The organism is Enterobacter sp. 04-C-12-SI-ECC, assembly GCF_047530715.1.
In the GTDB taxonomy this organism is placed as follows: domain Bacteria; phylum Pseudomonadota; class Gammaproteobacteria; order Enterobacterales; family Enterobacteriaceae; genus Enterobacter; species Enterobacter bugandensis.
The window spans coordinates 262,641-281,495 of record NZ_JBLKDI010000003.1; the positions used below are offsets into that span (position 1 = coordinate 262,641).

20 protein-coding genes are annotated in these 18,855 nt (G+C 56.1%); 8 read left to right on the forward strand and 12 right to left on the reverse strand.

Translation table 11 applies throughout. The features are described 5' to 3' along the window. Window positions 1-37 precede the first annotated feature (37 nt). Window positions 38-679: a riboflavin synthase gene (locus ACMWL8_RS07250; protein ID WP_028012887.1), complete on the forward strand. Its 642-nt coding sequence runs from the start codon at window positions 38-40 to the stop codon at window positions 677-679. Between the two features lie 31 nt (window positions 680-710). On the opposite strand, the gene cfa is transcribed toward ACMWL8_RS07250, so the two are convergent. Continuing rightward, window positions 711-1,859 (reverse strand): cyclopropane fatty acyl phospholipid synthase, encoded by a 1,149-nt coding sequence (gene cfa / locus ACMWL8_RS07255; protein ID WP_045261535.1) that lies wholly within the window; start codon window positions 1,857-1,859, stop codon window positions 711-713. Window positions 1,860-2,156: 297 nt separating this feature from the next. Then, window positions 2,157-3,347, reverse strand: a complete 1,191-nt coding sequence (gene punC / locus ACMWL8_RS07260) for a purine nucleoside transporter PunC (RefSeq protein ID WP_126300210.1) — start codon at window positions 3,345-3,347, stop codon at window positions 2,157-2,159. Between the two features lie 114 nt (window positions 3,348-3,461). Here punC and punR point away from each other — a divergent pair, with 114 nt between their 5' ends. Beyond that, window positions 3,462-4,373, forward strand: a complete 912-nt coding sequence (gene punR, locus ACMWL8_RS07265) for a DNA-binding transcriptional activator PunR (RefSeq protein WP_028012890.1) — start codon at window positions 3,462-3,464, stop codon at window positions 4,371-4,373. Between the two features lie 17 nt (window positions 4,374-4,390). On the opposite strand, the gene purR is transcribed toward punR, so the two are convergent. Beyond that, complete coding sequence (gene purR, locus ACMWL8_RS07270; RefSeq protein ID WP_008500597.1) at window positions 4,391-5,416, reverse strand: HTH-type transcriptional repressor PurR; 1,026 nt, start codon at window positions 5,414-5,416, stop codon at window positions 4,391-4,393. A 297-nt stretch (window positions 5,417-5,713) separates the two neighbouring features. Here purR and ACMWL8_RS07275 point away from each other — a divergent pair, with 297 nt between their 5' ends. Together ACMWL8_RS07275 and ACMWL8_RS07280 are read left to right on the forward strand one after the other, a co-directional pair. After that, window positions 5,714-5,803, forward strand: a complete 90-nt coding sequence (locus ACMWL8_RS07275; protein ID WP_020688313.1) for a YnhF family membrane protein — start codon at window positions 5,714-5,716, stop codon at window positions 5,801-5,803. Between the two features lie 163 nt (window positions 5,804-5,966). Continuing rightward, entirely contained in the window at window positions 5,967-7,133 is a 1,167-nt protein-coding gene (locus ACMWL8_RS07280; RefSeq protein ID WP_045261503.1) for an MFS transporter, read from the forward strand. Window positions 7,134-7,170: 37 nt separating this feature from the next. Here the strand turns inward: ACMWL8_RS07280 and sodB are convergent, their stop codons facing one another. Together sodB and ACMWL8_RS07290 are read right to left on the reverse strand one after the other, a co-directional pair. Further along, window positions 7,171-7,752 (reverse strand): superoxide dismutase [Fe], encoded by a 582-nt coding sequence (gene sodB / locus ACMWL8_RS07285; RefSeq protein ID WP_028012892.1) that lies wholly within the window; start codon window positions 7,750-7,752, stop codon window positions 7,171-7,173. A gap of 122 nt (window positions 7,753-7,874) precedes the next feature. Then, on the reverse strand, window positions 7,875-8,648 hold the full coding sequence (locus ACMWL8_RS07290; protein WP_045261502.1) for a C40 family peptidase: 774 nt from the start codon (window positions 8,646-8,648) through the stop codon (window positions 7,875-7,877). Window positions 8,649-8,986: 338 nt separating this feature from the next. On the opposite strand from ACMWL8_RS07290, the gene grxD reads away from it, so the two are divergent. Then, window positions 8,987-9,334 carry a monothiol glutaredoxin 4 gene (gene grxD / locus ACMWL8_RS07295; protein ID WP_003832760.1) on the forward strand — a complete coding sequence of 116 codons (348 nt, stop codon included), beginning with the start codon at window positions 8,987-8,989 and terminating at the stop codon, window positions 9,332-9,334. 44 nt (window positions 9,335-9,378) lie between these two features. Here the strand turns inward: grxD and rnt are convergent, their stop codons facing one another. From rnt to eptA, 5 genes are all read right to left on the reverse strand, one after another. Beyond that, complete coding sequence (gene rnt, locus ACMWL8_RS07300; RefSeq protein WP_028012894.1) at window positions 9,379-10,029, reverse strand: ribonuclease T; 651 nt, start codon at window positions 10,027-10,029, stop codon at window positions 9,379-9,381. 95 nt (window positions 10,030-10,124) lie between these two features. Continuing rightward, window positions 10,125-10,532 carry a lactoylglutathione lyase gene (gene gloA / locus ACMWL8_RS07305; RefSeq protein WP_013096923.1) on the reverse strand — a complete coding sequence of 136 codons (408 nt, stop codon included), beginning with the start codon at window positions 10,530-10,532 and terminating at the stop codon, window positions 10,125-10,127. A 100-nt stretch (window positions 10,533-10,632) separates the two neighbouring features. After that, window positions 10,633-11,730, reverse strand: coding sequence for an alkene reductase (locus ACMWL8_RS07310; protein ID WP_045261501.1), 1,098 nt, complete (start codon window positions 11,728-11,730; stop codon window positions 10,633-10,635). 53 nt (window positions 11,731-11,783) lie between these two features. Next, complete coding sequence (locus tag ACMWL8_RS07315) at window positions 11,784-12,383, reverse strand: TetR/AcrR family transcriptional regulator (protein ID WP_028012896.1); 600 nt, start codon at window positions 12,381-12,383, stop codon at window positions 11,784-11,786. A gap of 41 nt (window positions 12,384-12,424) precedes the next feature. Continuing rightward, a complete protein-coding gene (gene eptA, locus ACMWL8_RS07320) occupies window positions 12,425-14,050 on the reverse strand; it encodes a phosphoethanolamine transferase EptA (RefSeq protein ID WP_045261500.1) in 1,626 nt (541 codons plus the stop codon). Between the two features lie 149 nt (window positions 14,051-14,199). Here eptA and ACMWL8_RS07325 point away from each other — a divergent pair, with 149 nt between their 5' ends. The 3 genes from ACMWL8_RS07325 (at window position 14,200) to sodC (ending at window position 15,983) form a co-directional block, all read left to right on the forward strand. Next, window positions 14,200-14,439: a DUF1289 domain-containing protein gene (locus ACMWL8_RS07325; RefSeq protein ID WP_028012898.1), complete on the forward strand. Its 240-nt coding sequence runs from the start codon at window positions 14,200-14,202 to the stop codon at window positions 14,437-14,439. Window positions 14,440-14,487: 48 nt separating this feature from the next. Continuing rightward, window positions 14,488-15,384, forward strand: a complete 897-nt coding sequence (locus ACMWL8_RS07330) for an aldo/keto reductase (protein ID WP_045261499.1) — start codon at window positions 14,488-14,490, stop codon at window positions 15,382-15,384. Between the two features lie 80 nt (window positions 15,385-15,464). Further along, window positions 15,465-15,983, forward strand: a complete 519-nt coding sequence (gene sodC, locus ACMWL8_RS07335) for a superoxide dismutase [Cu-Zn] SodC (protein WP_028012900.1) — start codon at window positions 15,465-15,467, stop codon at window positions 15,981-15,983. On the opposite strand, the gene ACMWL8_RS07340 is transcribed toward sodC, so the two are convergent. Both ACMWL8_RS07340 and ACMWL8_RS07345 read right to left on the reverse strand, forming a co-directional pair. Continuing rightward, the gene (locus ACMWL8_RS07340; protein ID WP_045261498.1) at window positions 15,962-17,995 is read right to left on the reverse strand and encodes an FUSC family protein; all 2,034 of its coding nucleotides are present in this window, start codon (window positions 17,993-17,995) and stop codon (window positions 15,962-15,964) included. The genes sodC and ACMWL8_RS07340 overlap by 22 nt on opposite strands. Further along, on the reverse strand, window positions 17,995-18,855 hold the full coding sequence (locus ACMWL8_RS07345; RefSeq protein WP_045261497.1) for an HlyD family secretion protein: 861 nt from the start codon (window positions 18,853-18,855) through the stop codon (window positions 17,995-17,997). Before ACMWL8_RS07345 ends, ACMWL8_RS07340 begins: the two co-directional genes overlap by 1 nt.

The following is an 18,855-nucleotide window of genomic DNA, read 5'->3' on the forward strand; positions in this document are numbered from 1 at the left end:
GTGTCACCACCGTCCGGAAAAAACAGGAGTTGTAAGCATGTTTACTGGTATTGTGCAGGGCACCGCCAAAGTGGTGTCCATTGATGAAAAACCTAATTTTCGTACTCATGTTGTAGAGCTGCCGGAATATATGCTCGACGGCATCGAAACCGGCGCCTCGGTTGCCCATAACGGCTGCTGCCTGACCGTCACCGAAATTAATGGTAACCAGATTAGCTTTGATTTAATGAAAGAGACGCTGCGTATTACTAACCTGGGCGAGCTGGTGGTGGGGGACACCGTCAACGTTGAGCGCGCGGCGAAGTTCAGCGACGAGATTGGCGGCCATCTGATGTCCGGGCACATCATGACCACCGCCGAAGTGGCGAAAATCGTTACATCAGAAAATAACCGTCAAATCTGGTTTAAAGTGCAGGACCCCTCATTAATGAAATACATCCTCTATAAAGGGTTTATTGGCATTGATGGGATTAGTCTGACGGTGGGAGAAGTTACTCCGACGCGTTTTTGCGTGCATTTAATTCCCGAGACGCTGCAGCGCACCACGCTGGGTTCGAAAAAACTGGGGCATCGCGTGAATATCGAAATCGATCCGCAAACCCAGGCGGTTGTAGATACCGTTGAGCGCGTGCTGGCCGCAAAAGAAGCCGCAATAATTAAAGCTGTAGAAGAAGAATAAAAAATAACCCCGGCTGGCCGGGGTTATTTTTCTAGCGTGCGACCCGCAAGCCGTGTTCAATCCCACGGCTGAAAACAACCTGCCAGAGCTGAATATCTCGCGCGCGAAACGCCCCCGCGCAGGCATTCAGATAATAGCTAAACATCCGCTTGAATCGTTCAGAATAGTTGTCCGCAATTTCAGGCCAGGCTTCCTGAAAACGTGCATGCCACGCCATTAACGTGGTGTCGTAATCCGCGCCGAAGTTATGCCAGTCTTCCATCACGAAATGGGATTCGCTGGCGTTGGCAATCTGGCGTACGGACGGTAAACAGCCATTCGGAAAGATGTATTTGTTGATCCACGGGTCAACGTTATTGTCGGTCCGCTTAGAGCCGATGGTGTGCAGCAGGAAAATACCGTCCGGTTTCAGATTACGGTCCACCACCTCGAAATAGGTGTCGTAGTTTTTCGGCCCGACGTGCTCAAACATGCCCACGGAAACGACCCGGTCAAACTGTTCGTTCAGATCCCGGTAATCCTGCAGGCGGATATCCACATCAAGCCCCAGGCACCGCTCCTGCGCCATTTTTTGCTGTTCAGCGGAAATGGTGACGCCGACCACGCTGACGCCGTAGTGCTTCGCCATAAAATACGCCAGCCCGCCCCAGCCGCAGCCGATATCCAGCACGCGCATACCGGGCTGCAACTGCAATTTCTCGCTAATCAGGCGCAGCTTGGCCTGCTGAGCCTCTTCAAGCGTCGACGCCTCTTTCCAGTAGGCGCAGGAGTATTGCATGAAGGGGTCCAGCATGCGGCTGAACAGATCGTTGCCGAGATCGTAATGCTCTTTGCCGACGGTCCAGGCACGCTTTTTACTTTGCAGGTTAAAGAGACGGGCAGAGGCGACACGCAGGGTGTCTTTAAGATTACGGGGGAGCTGTTTTTCCAGACCAGCACGCAGCACGCTGGCGAAAAAAGTATCCAGCCGTTCGCATTCCCACCAGCCGTCCATATAGCTTTCCCCCAGGCCTAGCGACCCCTCGCGCAACACGCGTTTAAAAAAATCGGGATGTTTAACCTGAGGATCCGATGGGGATGATCCGTTGATAGTGATGCCTGCCCGACCTAACAGTTCACTGACGATCCGGGACCAGTTATCGTCCGGAACGCTGACTTCTTCTATACACGATGAACTCATAGCTTCTCCATCACCCTACTGTGATCAGAACCTTAAAACAGCGTAGACGCTTTTTTGGTTTGTGAGAAATCTCACGGTAAATACCGCGAGGCTAGTATCCGACGTAGAACAGAGGAAGGGAGATAACCCTTGCCGAAATGCCTTCCATGGTAAAACGGGAGCACTCCGGCTCCCGTTAACACATAATATTTATCGTATTTAATCGAACCAAATTTAGTATAGGCCTCAAAATTTGGTGATTCAATAGAAAATTCTTAGCAACCTAATCACTGAAAATTAACATAGTTTCTGGCGCGATTAGGCATGCGAGGTTTCTACCTGCGTGCTCTCATCCTGCGCGGAGGCCTGCATGCGATAACCCAACGCCACCAGCGCAACGGTAGCCAGCATCACGCTGGTCGTCGTCACCAGCGGCGTGGCAATCAGCGCGGAGACCACCAGGCTTGCCAGGAAGCACAGCCCCAGCTGCAGGGTGTTCTGCAGCGCAGCCGCGCGGCCTGTCGCCTGCGGGAATGGACGTAGCGCCTGCGCCACAACGATAGGGTAGATCGCCCCGTTCGCGATGGCCATCACGCAGAATGGAATCAATATTTCGGCCAGACCCGCGCCCGGAATAAAGCCAACGGCCCAGGTGCCGATGACGCTCAGCGCATAGAGCACCAGCAGCCAGGGCAGCATCTGCTGGCCTTCCCATTTTTGCAGCGCCGCGCGGCAGCCGTATCCGCCCACCAGGAACGCGATGGTCTGCGGAACGTAGCTCAGGCCAATGGCCGCCGGGCTATAGCCCATATCGTGCAGAATAAACGGCGAGCCGGTCAGCCACGCGAAGAAGCTCGCTGAGCAGGCGGCATAGATCAGAACGTTGCCGCGATACGCTTTCGCGCTCAGCAGGGAGGTGAAGGTAATCGGCTTCGCGTCTGCGTGCGCCTCTTTTTTATGCGCGGGCCTGAGGGCGAACGCCGGCAGCATCAGCACCAGCGTGATGGCAAACAGCGTGGCAAAGATGGCCTGCCAGTCAAAGTGCGCGAGGAGCCAGCTGCCCAGCAGCGGGGCGAGGGCCGGTGAGAGCCCCACCAGCGGCATAATGGTGGCGAAAATACGGTTAGTGCGGTTCGCGGGGTAGTAGTCGGTGACCAGCGCCTGCCAGGTCACGGCTGCGGCGCAGACGCCGACCGCCTGAACAAACCGCAGCACCAGCAGCCAGGTAGCATCGCGCACCCATAGCATCCCCAGGCAGCCCACGGCAAAAATGGCCAGCCCCAGCAGCAGCACCGGTTTACGACCGAAGCGATCCGAGAGCGGTCCCCAGAGCAGCTGTGCGAAAGCAAAACCGGCAAGGAACAGGCTCAGGCTGGCGCTGATGGCCGCGGCAGGAGTTTGCAGGTCTTCCTGCATCGCGGCAAACGCCGGCAGGTACATGTCGGTGGCCAAAAAGCCCAGCACGCTTAAGCCGCCGAGCCAGACTAAAAATCCTTTCCTGGGTTGCATTCTTTTATTCTCCTGAGGAGGCAGGTGTACGTTGGCGCAGAGTGTAGGGAGTGCAAAGCGGCTTGTGAAACGCTAATATTTGACGGGTGCATTCAAATTTTTTGCAGGCAGAAAATGTGGTCAGATTATTCTCTTGAAGTGGTCGATGCTGTCGCGCGTAACGGCAGCTTTAGCGGAGCGGCGCAGGAGTTGCACCGCGTCCCTTCGGCCATCAGCTATACGGTGCGACAGCTTGAGGAGTGGCTGGCGGTACCGCTGTTTGAACGGCGGCATCGTGATGTGGAATTAACGCCCGCAGGGGCGTGGTTTTTAAAGGAAGGGCGTTCTGTTATCAAAAAAATGCAGATCACCCGCGAGCAGTGCCAGCAGATCGCGAACGGCTGGCGGGGGCACCTTTCCATTGCGGTGGATAACATCGTTAAGCCCGAGCGCACCCGGCAGATGATTGTCGATTTTTATCGGCATTTCTCTGACGTAGAACTGCGGGTCTCGCAGGAGGTGTTCAACGGCGTCTGGGATGCGCTGGCGGACGGCAGGGTAGAGATGGCGATTGGCGCGACCCAGGCGATCCCGGTCGGGGGACGTTACGCCTTTCGCGATATGGGGATGCTGAGCTGGAAATGCGTGGTGGCAAGCGATCATCCGCTGGCGGCGACCGAAGGGCCGCTGAGCGACGATACGCTGCGGAGCTGGCCGTCGCTGGTGCTGGAGGATACCTCCCGCTCGCTGCCGAAGCGAATTACCTGGCTGCTGGACAACCAGCGGCGGGTTGTCGCCCCTGACTGGGGATCGTCGGCGACGTGCCTCAGCGCCGGGCTCTGCGTAGGCATGGTGCCCGCCCATTTTGCACGTCCGCGAATCGACACCGGTGAGTGGGTTGAGCTAACGCTGGAGAATCCGTTCCCGGATGCGGCCTGCTGCCTCACCTGGCAACAAAATGATGTCTCGCCGGCGATGGCCTGGCTGCTGGACTATCTGGGGGACAGCGAAACGCTTAACCGGGAGTGGCTGCGGGAGCCAGACTGACTGGCTCCGCAATGAAATTAACGACGGTAGTCGCGGAACGGGCCATCCGCAACGGAACGGCGTTCGATGAGGCGAGGGTGAACTTCAATGGACTGCGACTCTTCACGCTTGTTGACGATCCTGTCCAGCAGCATATTGAAGGCGGTTTCACCCAGTGAATCTTTCGGCTGGTGAATGGTGGTTAACGCTGGCGTGAAGAAGCGCGCGTTGCGCACGTTGTCATATCCGATCACGGAGATGTCCTGCGGTACGCGCAGACCCAGCTCGTCGGCCGCACAGAGGGCGCCCATCGCCATGATATCGCCCCCGCAGAAAACGGCGGTTGGACGGTGAGGCTGGGAGACGATCTGCTGCATCGCGCGGTAGCCTGATTCCGGCTCAAAGTCGCCCTGCACGATCCAGTTTTCCGGCACGGTGATTAGCGCTTCTTCCATCGCTTTCATAAAACCGGCCAGGCGGCCCGCGCCGGTGTTGCGTTCCAGCGGGCCCGGGATCACGCCAATCTCGCGGTGGCCGCGTTCGATCAGATAACGGCCCGCCATGTAACCGCCTTCGAAGGCGTTATCGATAACGGAGTCGGTGAAGTCGGCGCGCGCTTCGCCCCAGTCCATCACCACCATAGGAATATGGCGATACTCTTCCAGCATCGACAGCACGGATTCCGGGTACTCTGAACACATCACCAGCAGGCCGTCCACGCGCTTTTGCGCCATCATCGACAGGTAGGCGCGCTGTTTTTCAATGCTGTTCCAGGCGTTGCCGAGAATCAGGGTATAGCCTTTCTGGAAGCAGTTTTTTTCTACCGCTTCGATGATCTCGGCAAAATAGGCCGCTTCGCTGCTGGTCGCCAGCAGACCAATAGACTTGGTGTGATTAACCTTGAGGCTGCGCGCAACCGCGCTTGGCGAGTAGTGCAGCTCTTTGATCGCTGCCCAGACGGCGTTGCGCGTCTCTTCCGCCACAAAACGGGTTTTGTTAATTACATGTGATACGGTTGTAGTGGAAACGTTTGCGCGTTTTGCTACGTCTTTAATTGTTGCCATTAAATGTCACTCCAGACCATATCCTAAACTCCTGAAAAACTTGAAGGTAAACGTTTGCCTTCTCTCACCCTTATCACGCAATTTTGAATTGCGGCACGCCGGGAAAACGACACGGGACGTCAGGAGGGGGTCAATGGCCGGTACGCTAATAAATTTAGCGTGGAATTTTGGCCTATCTTGATGAAAAGGGGAAGAGGTAAAGTGTTTATCAGCTTAAATCCAGGAAGATTTTTGACGTAAACTGTGCAAAAATGAGCAAGCTCACTTTTCGTGGGGGGATTAAAAGGAGAAAAATTGATGAGTTCCGATCTGAAGTTTTCGCTGTTCACCACCGTTATTGTGCTGGCGCTGATTGTGGCGGCTGGCCTGACGGCTGCGCTGCATTGATTTACGCGGGGGGAGAGCCTTCTCCCTCCCGAACGCTCCGATTGTTACTTCTCTGGCAAAAATCTTTTGCCATTTTGTTAACTTCTCATTTTTTGTGATTGATGTCATGCTTTCCGCTTCTTTGTTCTGTGTCACCACATGACACGGCATCCGGAGTTGACGCATGAAAATCAATTTTCCCCTGCTGGCCCTGGCGATTGGCGCTTTTGGGATTGGCACCACTGAATTCTCCCCGATGGGGTTACTGCCCGTTATCGCCCGGGGCGTGGACGTCTCGATCCCGGCCGCCGGGATGTTAATCAGCGCCTACGCCATCGGCGTGATGGTGGGGGCGCCGCTGATGACGCTTCTGCTTTCGCACCGTGCGCGCCGCAATGCGCTGATTTTCCTGATGGCGATTTTCACCCTGGGCAACGTGCTTTCGGCCATTTCGCCGGATTACACCACTCTGATGCTGTCGCGCATTCTGACCAGCCTCAACCACGGTGCCTTCTTTGGCCTGGGCTCGGTCGTGGCCGCAAGCGTGGTGCCAAAACACAAGCAGGCCAGCGCCGTGGCCACCATGTTTATGGGGCTGACCATCGCTAACATCGGCGGTGTTCCCGCGGCAACCTGGCTGGGTGAGGTCATTGGCTGGCGGATGTCCTTCCTGGCGACGGCCGGACTGGGCGTGGTCGCGATGGTGGCGCTGTTCTTCTCCCTGCCAAAAGGCAGCGCGGGTGAACGCCCTGACGTACGCAGAGAGCTGTCGGTGCTGGTGCGCCCGCAGGTGCTCTCCGCGCTGCTTACCACCGTGCTCGGGGCAGGGGCGATGTTTACCCTCTATACCTATATCTCGCCGGTCTTACACGACATTACCCACGCAACGCCACTCTTTGTTACCGCGATGCTGGTGCTGATTGGCGTGGGCTTCTCGATTGGCAACTATCTCGGCGGGAAATTTGCCGACCGTTCCGTGAGCGGCACGCTGAAGGGCTTTTTAACCCTGCTGATTGTCATTATGGTCGCGATCCCGTGGCTGGCGCAGAATGAATTCGGTGCGGCGATTGCGATGGTTGTCTGGGGCGCTGCCACCTTTGCCGTGGTGCCGCCGCTGCAGATGCGCGTGATGCGTGTCGCCCATGAGGCGCCGGGTCTCTCGTCTTCCGTGAATATCGGGGCATTTAATCTCGGCAATGCGCTGGGTGCCGCCGCCGGAGGCGCCGTGATTTCAGGCGGTCTGGGGTACAGTTTTGTGCCGGTGATGGGGGCGATTATTGCCGCGCTCGGCCTGCTGCTGGTGATGATGTCCGGCCGTAAACAGCCTGAAGCGGTTTGCACGGCTGAATAAGCAAAAACGCAGAAGGGTTACCCCTTCTGCGTGTCTCTTACGCGGCGAAGTTCTTCGCGACAAAGTCCCAGTTAACCAGGGCCCAGAAGTGCTCCAGGTAGTTCGGGCGCGCGTTGCGGTAATCAATGTAGTAAGCATGTTCCCACACGTCCACGGTCATCAGCGGCGTAGCGCTGGTGGTCAGCGGGGTGCCCGCGTTAGACGTGGACACGATAGCCAGTTTGCCATCCGCCTCTTTTACCAGCCACGTCCAGCCAGAACCGAAGTTCTTGATGGCGGCATCGGTAAACTTCGCTTTAAACTCAGCAAAGCTGCCAAAGGCGGCGTTGATGGCGGCTGCCAGTTCACCGGCAGGTTCGCCACCGGCATTCGGCGCCAGGCAGTGCCAGTAGAAAGTGTGGTTCCACACCTGAGCCGCGTTGTTAAAAACGCCACCCTCTGAGCTGCGAACGATCTCTTCCAGCGTTTTGCCTTCAAAATCGGTGCCCTTGATGAGGTTATTCAGGTTAGTGACGTACGTCTGATGATGCTTGCCGTAGTGGTATTCCAGGGTTTCCGCAGAAATGTGCGGTGCCAAGGCGTCTTTTGCATACGGTAGTGCAGGTAATTCGAACGACATTGCTTCTCTCCTTATTGTATTTTGTGTTGCCAATAACCCTACAGACAACAAGGACAGGATAGCAAATTGAAAGGGTATGCAAAAGAGGAACTTACCCTGCCGCAGATGCGGCAGGGCAGGGATTAACGAATGGTTTTTGGCGTCATGACGCGACGCGCGCCGACGTAGTGACGTACCCAGTAATCTTCACTGAGCGAGGTGATCTGAATGTCCTGACCGCTGCGCGGAGACTGGATGAATTTCCCGTTGCCGACGTAGACGCCCACGTGGTCAGCCGTACCGCGACCCTGCGTGCGGAAGAAGACCAGGTCGCCGTTTTCCAGCTCACCCCGGTTAACCGGTGACGCATCGCGCAGGTGATACATCTCATTGGCGGTACGTGGAATACGGAATTTAACCAGATCTTTATAGGCGTAATAGACGAGGCCGCTGCAGTCGAAACCGGTACGCGGTGAACTGCCGCCCCAACGATAAGGTTTGCCAATCTGCCCCATCAGTTTATTCATCGCGGTTTTTTGCGCTTTTTGCACACGCACTTTATGCACATCCGCCAGCTTTGTTACCTTCGTGCATTTTGCTTTATGGCCTTTACGGGTAATGCATTTTTCTGTTACGAGGTTAGCGGCGGTCTGTGAAGCTTTATTTTTGGCGGTGCGGGTAGTGCGGGAAGATTTTGTTTTCGTCTTGCTGGAAGCGGTTTGTTTAGTCTGAGCGGTGGTTTTTTTCTTGTCGTTCTTGCTGCTGGTTTTTTTCTTACGTTCTGCGGCTTTAACCAGATGGCTTTTTTGTACAGCAGATTGCCGCGCCTGCTGAGAGGCGTTTGCCGCTGGCGTTAACGTGAGTGATGTAAACAGTAAAGCACAGAGCGTGATCGAGATTTTAGTTATCCGCGCCACTGGGCAGTCCCCTGATATATGCAGGTCATCAATAATACCCGCGTGTGATTTACAAAGCCCGTCGATTCTAATCCATAAAAACCCGAGAAGTTAATAGCATTTTTCAATCTAAAAACGTGTTTCGTTAGCAAGTGCAAAAAAATTCATCGTTCTGACGCACAATTGTTCACTCCCTAAGCAAAACCCTGACGGGCGAAGGGGTAAACACCATTTGCAATGCAACTTTTGTGGAGTCGGGGTAAAATATATAAACGTGACGAAAATGTTATTTTCCGATGCCAGCCTGACCCGCTACAATGTCAGACTACTGCCGTAACAGAAGTTAAAGGAAGCAAGACATGAGCACCACTATTGAAAAAATCCAGCGCCAGATCGCTGAAAACCCGATTCTGCTGTATATGAAAGGTTCTCCGAAGCTGCCAAGCTGCGGCTTCTCCGCGCAAGCGGTTCAGGCGCTGTCAGCCTGTGGTGAGCGTTTTGCTTACGTTGATATCCTGCAGAACCCGGACATCCGCGCTGAGCTGCCAAAATACGCTAACTGGCCGACCTTCCCGCAGCTGTGGGTAGACGGCGAGCTGGTGGGCGGCTGCGATATCCTGATTGAGATGTATCAGCGCGGCGAACTGCAGCAGCTGATCAAAGAGACGGCGGCGAAGTACAAAACGGAAGAGCCGGACGCTGAATAATTTTCTGCGTTAATAAAAAAGCGACCTGAAGAGGTCGCTTTTTTTTATTCTTCACTGTCGCCCATCGGCAGCGGCCAGCCGCCCAGACGCTTCCAGCGGTTGACGATCTCACAGAACAGCTCTGCGGTGCGCTCCGTATCGTATAAGGCGGAGTGCGCCTGGGTACCGTCAAACGGTATACCCGCCGTAATGCAGGCTTTGGATAAAACCGTTTGTCCCAGCGCCAGGCCGCTTAGCGCGGCGGTGTCGAAGGTCACGAACGGGTGGAAAGGGTTGCGTTTGAGCGACGCGCGTTCGGCTGCTGCCATGGTAAAGCTGTGATCGAAGGTGGCGTTATGGGCTACCATGATGGCGCGGCTGCAGTTGCTCTCTTTCATGCCTTTACGCACCATTTTAAATATGGCGTGCAGCGCATCATATTCACTGACTGCACCACGCAGCGGGTTATGCGGATCGATACCGTTAAACGCCAGCGCCTCCGGCTGTAAGTTTGCCCCTTCGAAAGGTTCAATGTGGAAATGCAGCGTGGTGTCCGGTGTAAGCCAGCCCTGTTCATCCATCTTCAGCGTGATGGCGGCAATTTCGAGCAGCGCATCGGTTTTAGCGTTAAATCCGGCTGTTTCTACATCAATGACAACGGGATAAAAACCACGAAAACGGTCGCACAGACCGCTAAATTGAGCGTTATCGGACATCAGGGTCTCTTACAAGGGGAAAAAGCAGTGCGCATTATGGCAAATTTTGCAGGGTGATGCAGTAAAACTACGGGCGCATGTTGCGCCCTGAGGGATCAGTTGCCCAGACCGCGACCCGCGTCTTTGGCTTCAATCAGCTCGATCTTGTAACCGTCCGGATCTTCTACAAAGGCAATAACGGTGGTGCCGCCTTTTACCGGGCCGGCTTCGCGCGTGACGTTACCGCCGTTGCTGCGAATGCGTTCACACGCCTCGGCCGCGTTGTCCACTTCCAGCGCGATATGGCCGTAGGCGGTGCCCAGCTCATAGCTGTCCACGCCCCAGTTGTAGGTCAGTTCAATGACCGCTTCATCCGTTTCCGGGCCGTAACCCACGAACGCCAGCGAGTATTTGTATTCCGGGTTTTCGCTGGTGCGCAGCAGCTTCATGCCCAGGACGTTAGTGTAGAAATCGATAGAACGTTGCAGATCGCCAACGCGCAGCATGGTGTGAAGTAGGCGCATAATTTCCTCATTAACCAATGGAATAGACTATTTTTTTGAACAGAAACGATGTTTTAGTATAGCGGCGAAGTGTCGCCGCTATCAATGAACAATGGCGAGATTACAGTGAAGGGTAGTCGGTGTAGCCTTCCGCGCCGCCGCCGTAGAAGCTCTCAGGACGCTGCGGGTTCAGGGCCGCTTTCTGCTGCAGTCGAGCAACCAGATCCGGGTTGGCAATATAGTCGCGGCCAAACGCCACGGCGTCGATCAGCCCTTTATTAATCAGATCTTCGGCTTTCTCAGGGGTATAAGCACCCGCACCGATGATCACCCCGTGGAAGCGCTCGCGCACTTTCTGACGGAAGGCTTCCGTATAAGGCTTACCGCCGGCCCAGTCCGGCTCGGACATGTGCAGATAGGCAATGCCGCGCTTCGCCAGCTCTTCAATCAGATACAGCGCGTCCGCTTCTTCATTCGGACCGTTGTCGACGTTCTGGAACGTACCGATTGGGGAGACGCGGATACCGATACGGTCCGGGCTCCACTCCTGACAAACGGCGTCAACCACTTCCAGCACCAGGCGGGCGCGGTTTTCGACGCTGCCGCCGTACTGGTCGGTGCGATGGTTAGACGACGGTGACAGGAACTGGTGCAGCAGGTAACCGTGAGCGGAGTGCAGCTCAACCAGGTCAAAACCGCCTTCGCGGGCGTTGGCCACGGCCTGACGGAAATCGTTCACGATACCCGGGATCTCATCCAGCTCCAGCGCGCGTGGCGTAGAGGTGTCGACGCGGATCGCGTTACCGTTTTCATCGCGCAGGGAGGTGCGGGTATTCGCGTTCAGGGCAGACGCTGAAACCGGTGCCTGACCGCCAGGCTGAATGCTGCTGTGGGAGATACGACCGGTATGCCACAGCTGGACCGCAATGCGACCGTCTTCAGCGTGAACGCCCGCGGTGATTTTCTGCCATGCGGCGATCTGCTCCGGGCTGTGCAGCCCCGGCGCACCCGCATATCCCTTGGCCTGAGCAGAAATCTGCGTGGCTTCAGTGATGATCAGGCCAGAGCTGGCGCGCTGACGATAGTATTCACCCATCAGTGGGGTTGGGATATCACCCGGCTCAATGCTGCGCAGACGGGTAAGCGGAGCCATAAACACGCGGTTTGGCGCGGTGACGGCACCCACTTTTAAGGGGGTAAATAATTTTTCAGCTGACATAACGACTCCTGAGTAGACCAGTCGACTAGTAATAACGTAAATAAAAACGCCTGCTAAGCGCCAGGCGCAGTAATCGTACTTATCACATGTGCCAGCGCGCTTTCGAGCGGCACGGCACTGCGAGAAATTTTAGCCTGCAGGTTGGCGCCTAACCAGAGGGAGTAGAGCACCTGAGCCTGCGTTAAGGGATCCCCGGGGAAGGCGAGCGTATTTTCTTCGCGCCCCTTCGCCAGCGCCTGCGCCAGCAGGGCGATAACGCCGCTGGCGCCTTTATCCATTGCCGTGCGCATATCTTCTGAGAGATCGCACACTTCGGCAGAGAGTTTAACCGTCAGGCATCCGCTGATAATGCCCTGCTGACAGAACTGGTTCAGCGTTTCCTGGTAGTAGTTCAGTACACGATCCCGATAGTTGCCTTCCCCCGTGGCGAAGTGGGTCGCGAGGCGCTGGTGGTAAGCAGCATAGTGCCGCTCCAGCATCGCCACGCCAAAGGCCTCTTTGGACCGAAAGTAGTGATAGAACGACCCTTTCGGTACCTCAGCGGTTTTTAATAGCTCGCTCAACCCCATACCGATGAAGCCGCGGTGCATGCACAGCCGCTCGCCGGTCGCAAGGAGATGTTCTCGCGTGTCGTGTTCAGTATTTCTGCTCATGGATTCACTCTAATAGACCGTTCGGTCTAATGCAAGCGCTGTTACCGGCGACACGCATTCAGAATGTCCAACTGTTGCTGATAAACGCTTGATTTAACGTCCATCATGCCCAGCACGGTCGAGAATAAATTGTCCTGCGAAACCGTATTTTTTGCTGCGTGGTCGCGTAAACACTGCGCGTTGATGCCAAAGTTTTTCGCATAGTCCGGGGACAGCCAGAACATAAACGGAATGTGCGTCTGCTGCTCCGGCGCCAGCATGTACGGCGTGCCGTGCAGATAAATACCGCTTTCACCGAGCGATTCCCCGTGATCCGAGAGGTAAATCAGCGCGGTGTTCATGTTCGCCTGACGGGCTTTCAGCGCATCAATGGTTTTGCTGACCATGCTGTCGGTATACAGGATGGTATTGTCATAGGTGTTCATCAGCGCCTGATGGTCGCAATCCTGAATTTCGTTGGTGTCGCAGGTGGGGGTGAATTTACGGAAATTATCCGGGTAACGGCGATAGTACGCCGGGCCGTGGCTGCCCATCAGGTGGATAACCAGCACCGTGTCCTGCTTCAGACCGTCCAGCACGTTGTCCAGGTGGTAGAAATTCACGTCATCAATACAGGACTGGTCTTTGCAGAACTGATCCAGCTTCCACTGCGTCATGTCGGTATGGGGAATACGATCGCAGGCACCTTTACAGCCACCGTCGTTGTCGCGCCACAGGAGGTTGATACCCGCATGGTTGAGCACGTCGAGCAGCCCTTCCTGATGGTGCGCCAGGTCGGCATCGTATTTGCTGCGCGTCATACCGGAGAACATGCACGGAACGGATACAGCGGTTTCAGTGCCGCACGAGGAGGCCTGCGGGAAGTTAATCACATCCTGCTTTTTCAACTCCGGGTTGGTTTCACGCCCGTAGCCATTGAGGGAGTAGTTCGCCGCGCGCGACGCTTCGCCGATGACCAGCACCAGAACGGTTTTCTTCTGCTGACCCGTTATCAGCGCGCCTTTGTGCGCATCTTCGCCAATCCGCACCAGCGTTTGATCGCCGGCAAACCAGCGCATCTTGCTGTATTTCACCACGGCGCTGACGTAGTTCGCCGGAGTGACCATTTTGACGATGCTTTTGTTATTGCGGAACAGCGACGCGTAATCTTTATAAAATACCGCGGCGATAAGAATAATCACCAGCAGGGCACCGAGCATCGCGGCAACACGCGTCAGCAGGGCGTACCACCATTTGCCGGTACGAATGCGGGTCAGCGCCAGCACCAGGGATGGAACAAGACCGGCTATGACAATCCACAGAATCATCTGCGGGGTCACCAGCGCGGTGGCTTCCTGGGAGTTAGTTTCGAACACGTTCACAATCATGTTCTGATCGATGACCGCGCCGTAGGTAAACATAAAGTAAGTTGCCGCAGCGCAACCGACAGTTAAGACGATCATCAGCGGCTTACGGATATACGGGATATTGAGCAGGCTAAATACAATGACCCAGCCACAAAACAGCACCACCGGCACGGATGCGGCGAAGAGAATATCGTGCAGATGCGCAGGGGCAATAATGGCCCAGCTGCGCTGGATAAACAGCCCGTTAAGCAGAGTAAAAAAGAGTGCACAGCCCAGAGTAAATTTTATGTCGTTACATTGTAACTTTTTACTTAACCACATCGATCGTAAAACCTGTCATTGTCATGATGTGGCGAGTATAAAGAGGGAAGATTAGTGAAACCTTAATGCCACAAAACTGTGGTAAAGCCCTTGCACGCGGCGCTTTTAGCGTCTTCACTGTAGGTGAGAGAGGTTAACCGGAGGTGAGTGTGGCAGAGCAACTGGAGTTTTTCCCCATCCAGAGCCCGTGCCGGGGGATTTGTCAGTCAGATGAACGTGGTTATTGCCGCGGGTGCATGCGTACCCGTGACGAGCGTTTTAACTGGCAAAACTTCAGCGACACGCAAAAGCAGGATGTGCTGCGCCTCTGCAGACAGCGACTTCTGCGCAAAATCCGCGCAAACAAAGCCTCTGAGACCGAAGAACCCCAGCAACCTTCACTGTTTTAATGCGGTAATTGCGTATACTCATGACATCACGTCCTTGAGGAAAATGTTATGGTTCAGCGTATTACCCTTGCCCCCCAGGGGCCAGAATTCTCCCGTTTTGTGATGGGCTACTGGCGCCTGATGGACTGGAATATGTCCCCCCTCCAGCTGGCAAGCTTTATTGAAGAGCATATCGATTTAGGGGTAACAACCGTCGATCATGCGGATATTTACGGTGGCTATCAGTGTGAAGCCGCCTTTGGCGAGGCGCTCAAGCTGGTTCCGGCACTCCGGGAGCGCATGGAGATCGTTACCAAATGCGGTATTGCCACCACGGCCAAACCGGAGCATGCCCTCGGCCACTACATCACCGACAGCGCCCATATCATCAAGAGCGCCGAGCAGTCGCTGGTCAATCTGGCAACCGATCATATCGACCTGCTGCTGATTCACCGACCAGACCCGCTCATGGATGCCGACGAGGTGGCGGAAGCCTTCCTGAGTCTGCATCAGAGCGGGAAGGTGCGTCACTTCGGCGTCTCCAACTTTACCCCGGCCCAGTTTGCCCTGCTTCAGTCTCGTCTGCCGTTTACGCTCGCCACTAACCAGGTTGAGATCTCCCCGGTGCATCAGCCGCTGCTGCTGGATGGTACGCTCGACCAGCTGCAGCAGCTGCGCATTCGCCCGATGGCCTGGTCGTGCCTCGGCGGTGGACGCCTGTTTAATGATGATGCGTTCCAGCCGCTGCGCAATGAGCTGGAAACCATCGCCCGCGAGCTGAACGCCCAGAGCATAGAGCAGGTGGTTTACGCCTGGATCCTGCGTCTGCCGTCAAAACCGCTGCCGATTATTGGCTCCGGGAAAATTGAACGCGTCCGTTCCGCGCTGGCCGCCGAAGAGCTGCAGATGACCCGCCAGCAGTGGTTCCTCATCCGCAAGGCCGCGCTGGGTTACGACGTGCCTTAAACCGCAAGAAGGTGACTTTCCGGTGAAATCTGTGCCCCTGGTATACACTTAAGGGGCAAAAAATAACCCGCGGAGGTCATATGAAGCGTTTTACTCTGGCATTGGTCACGCTGGTTGTTTGCGCAGGGGCGCAGGCAGCCAGCGACGAAGTAGAAATGAATCTCGTCACCTCACAGGGTGTGGGTCAGTCCATCGGGACGGTGAAAATCACCGAGACCGATAAAGGGCTGGAATTTGCACCCGATCTTAAAGCACTCCCGCCGGGCGAACACGGCTTCCATGTTCATGCCAAAGGGAGCTGTCAGCCAGCCATGAAAGAGGGTAAACCGTCGGCAGCGGAAGCAGCAGGGGGCCACCTTGACCCGCAGAATTCAGGTAAACATGAAGGGCCTGAAGGTATGGGACACCTGGGCGACTTGCCGGTGCTGGTGGTAAACAATGACGGTAAAGCCACGGATCCGGTCGTGGCCCCGCGGCTGAAAAAGCTGGATGAGGTTAAAGGCAAAGCGCTGATGATCCATGTGGGCGGCGATAACATGTCCGATCAGCCTAAACCGCTTGGCGGCGGCGGGGCGCGCTATGCCTGCGGCGTAATCTGATCCCCAATCGTTCCTGGCGGGGGCGCCTGTTCCAGCTGCGACAGCGAGCAGTGCAGGCGCCAGATTATCGAGGCCAAATCGCGGGCTGCGGGAAGATGATGCCGGGCAAGGGTGTCGCAGATCCGCTGCAGTTCAGCCAGCGTGGCCTCCAGAGGCCGCTGCTGAACGCCGCGCTCGCTCATCACATCGCGTAGCAGAGAGATACACACATCACGTACCTGCGACAGCGGATCGGAGCGCGTTTCCCATGCGCGAAGCTGCCAGACCACGTGCGAGCAGTTCAACAGCACCACCCCCCAGCGCAGCAGCCAGCGTCGGGACAGCGCGTCCTGGCTGTTATTTAACTGGCTAACGTGGTGATAAACCAGCGATTCATACTCGCTTTCTTGCAGATGCGGCTTGCGGCTGAGCTGGTCGACAAACCCTCTGCGCAATTCACGGATATGTCGACGGCTTTTGCGTGCGTCAGAGCCGGGACGCAACACCGCGAAGGCCAGCCACGCCAGCCCGACACCAAGAATCTTTGCCAGGTTGTCATTCAGAAAAGCGGCGTAATCATACACCGGCGGATTCGTCACGGAGATAAACGAGCCCATAAAGACAATCAGCTGCCCCCACAGACCCGCCAGTTTCGGCATTTGCAGCTTAAGGAGCTGCATCGTAGTTAACAGCGGAAACAGGAATAGCAGAAACTGCCAGAGATCGCTTATCTGCACCATCAGGCCAAACTTCACCACAAAACTGAACAGTGATAGCAAAACAAGTGTTCGCAGCAGCAGCGTAAGCGAATTAAACGGCGAGGCCGCGACGGAGTAAAGCACGCAGCTGATAGCGGCAAGCGTTAACGCCGCCGAGCCTGACTCCCACTGCGTGGTAATGCTCCACGCCCCCACCAGCATCAGTGCGCTGAAGGTGCGAAAACCGCTCCACAGCGCTTCCAGATAATCGGTGTGACGTGCGAGAGCCGGGCTGCCGGGAACGGCGAACTCCGTGACCGGGGTAGCATTCTCTACCGCCTTAATCCAGCGGCTGCTGCGCAGGTATAGCCGACAAAAGTAATTCAGCCGCTGCCAGAAGGCGCGATGGCGATAATCAAACTCATCCACCGGAGCGAGCGGGGCGATGATCTTCGCGACGGTATAGATGTCCGCATCCGGTCGCGCGAGCGCCGCGAGCAGGGTTTCGATTACCGCGCGGGTGTTTTCTGGCGGTGTCGGCCAGTTGAGCAGCATTCGGCGCAGGCTGGAGATAGCGCTGGTCATGCGCAGCTGCTGGTGCAGCAAATAGTTAAGCAACGTGTTTTGACGGCGAAAACGGTAATGGCTCCAGAACGCCTGAATTCGCAACAGATTCATGGTCAGGATCTGCCCGATAACCTTTTCATGCGCGAGGCGGATGTCATCACTGGTATCCGGTTGCCACAGCAGGCTCGCATGTTCCAGCAGCCGGGTATGCATGGTTTTCAGCGCAGTGATAAGCGCAGTGCCGTCAGAGGTGCTGGGCAGGATCATCATCATAAATCCGCCGCAGAGGATCCCGACAATGACTTCGCAGACGCGCGCCTGTGCGATATCCCATAGCTCTGTGGTTTCGAGCACGTTGACGACCGGGAAGGCGATAATGGCGGCGGTATAGCCCGCTAGCTGGAAAGCATAGGCCACGTTATTGGTGAAATGGGCGCAGGCCCAGGTACAGCAACCCAGCCATGCCGCCATGCTCAGCAGGAACAGCCACGGATCGTTCAGCGTGTGGCCCGCGATAATTAACGCCGCGGTGGCGCCCAGCAGGCTACCTGCGATACGGCCAAGGCTTTTGCTGATCACCCCGCCAACGGTGGGGAAGCTTACCACCGCCGCGGAGGTCATCGCCCAATAGGGTTCATCCAGGTTCAGATAATAGGCGACAGTCAGCGCCAGGCACATGGCAATGCCGTTACGCAGCGCGTAGCGCCACTGGGGGCGCGTCGCTTTCATCCACGGCGTGTTTTGCCAGGAGAGCGCCTGTAGCTTCATTAACGGGTTCCGATAGAGACAGTGCAGGTGGTGCCGGAAACCAGCGTGATGTCCTCGGGTAAACGGTCAAACTCCACGCGCACAGGCACGCGTTGAGCAAGGCGCACCCACGGTACGTTCGGCTTGATGTCCGGCACCAGCCCGGAATCCGTTTCAACGCTTTGATCATAAATGGCGCGGCCAATGCTGGAAACGTGACCCTGTAACTTTTGCGGGCCACTATACAGCGTTATGGCGGCGGGTGCGCCTTCACGGATATGACGAAGCTTGGTCTCTTCGAAATAGCCCACGACGTAGAACGAGTGGCTGTCGACGAGAGCAAAAACCGGCTGACCGGCGGTGGCATAATTTCCCACCCGGGCGGAGAGGTTGGTCACCCATCCGTCGACGGGGGCGGTGACCACGGTTTGGGTTAATTCCCACTGCGCCTGCTTCAGCGTGGCTTCAGCCACGTTGACGCTCGCCTGCATGGCCTTGACGTTGATATTGGCGGTATCTAAATCTTCCGCGGAGATGTAGTTTTTCGACAGGTGACGGCGGCGATTGGCCTCATTATTGGCCTTTGCAAGGTCAGACTGGGCTTTAGCCAGCTGCGCCTGGGCGTTCAGAATCGCAATGTGATACGGGGTGTCGTCGATGCGGAATAACACCTCTCCCTTTTTAACGTACTGGTTATCCTTAACCAGCAGCGTTGTGATACTTCCCGAGACCTGGGGGGTGATGCTGACCTGCTCAGCGCGAACTTTGCCATCACGGGTCCAGGGGGACTGCATATAATAATTCCACAACCACCAGCCAGCAGCCAGGGCGAGGACAAGAACGAACAGGGTGGAAAAGTACTTCAGCGTTTTCAGAGGCAT

Coding starts and splice junctions, on each gene's coding strand:
- ACMWL8_RS07250 (WP_028012887.1), top strand. CDS start 38: ATGTTTACTGGTATTGTGCAGGGCACCGCCAAAGTGGTGTCCATTGAT.
- cfa (WP_045261535.1), bottom strand. CDS start 1,859: ATGAGTTCATCGTGTATAGAAGAAGTCAGCGTTCCGGACGATAACTGG.
- eptA (WP_045261500.1), bottom strand. CDS start 14,050: ATGTGGTTAAGTAAAAAGTTACAATGTAACGACATAAAATTTACTCTG.
- ACMWL8_RS07340 (WP_045261498.1), bottom strand. CDS start 17,995: ATGAAGCTACAGGCGCTCTCCTGGCAAAACACGCCGTGGATGAAAGCG.
- sodC (WP_028012900.1), top strand. CDS start 15,465: ATGAAGCGTTTTACTCTGGCATTGGTCACGCTGGTTGTTTGCGCAGGG.
- ACMWL8_RS07315 (WP_028012896.1), bottom strand. CDS start 12,383: ATGAGCAGAAATACTGAACACGACACGCGAGAACATCTCCTTGCGACC.
- rnt (WP_028012894.1), bottom strand. CDS start 10,029: ATGTCCGATAACGCTCAATTTAGCGGTCTGTGCGACCGTTTTCGTGGT.
- ACMWL8_RS07330 (WP_045261499.1), top strand. CDS start 14,488: ATGGTTCAGCGTATTACCCTTGCCCCCCAGGGGCCAGAATTCTCCCGT.
- ACMWL8_RS07280 (WP_045261503.1), top strand. CDS start 5,967: ATGAAAATCAATTTTCCCCTGCTGGCCCTGGCGATTGGCGCTTTTGGG.
- grxD (WP_003832760.1), top strand. CDS start 8,987: ATGAGCACCACTATTGAAAAAATCCAGCGCCAGATCGCTGAAAACCCG.
- ACMWL8_RS07310 (WP_045261501.1), bottom strand. CDS start 11,730: ATGTCAGCTGAAAAATTATTTACCCCCTTAAAAGTGGGTGCCGTCACC.
- purR (WP_008500597.1), bottom strand. CDS start 5,416: ATGGCAACAATTAAAGACGTAGCAAAACGCGCAAACGTTTCCACTACA.
- punC (WP_126300210.1), bottom strand. CDS start 3,347: ATGCAACCCAGGAAAGGATTTTTAGTCTGGCTCGGCGGCTTAAGCGTG.
- sodB (WP_028012892.1), bottom strand. CDS start 7,752: ATGTCGTTCGAATTACCTGCACTACCGTATGCAAAAGACGCCTTGGCA.
- ACMWL8_RS07275 (WP_020688313.1), top strand. CDS start 5,714: ATGAGTTCCGATCTGAAGTTTTCGCTGTTCACCACCGTTATTGTGCTG.
- gloA (WP_013096923.1), bottom strand. CDS start 10,532: ATGCGCCTACTTCACACCATGCTGCGCGTTGGCGATCTGCAACGTTCT.
- ACMWL8_RS07345 (WP_045261497.1), bottom strand. CDS start 18,855: ATGCCTCTGAAAACGCTGAAGTACTTTTCCACCCTGTTCGTTCTTGTC.
- punR (WP_028012890.1), top strand. CDS start 3,462: ATGTGGTCAGATTATTCTCTTGAAGTGGTCGATGCTGTCGCGCGTAAC.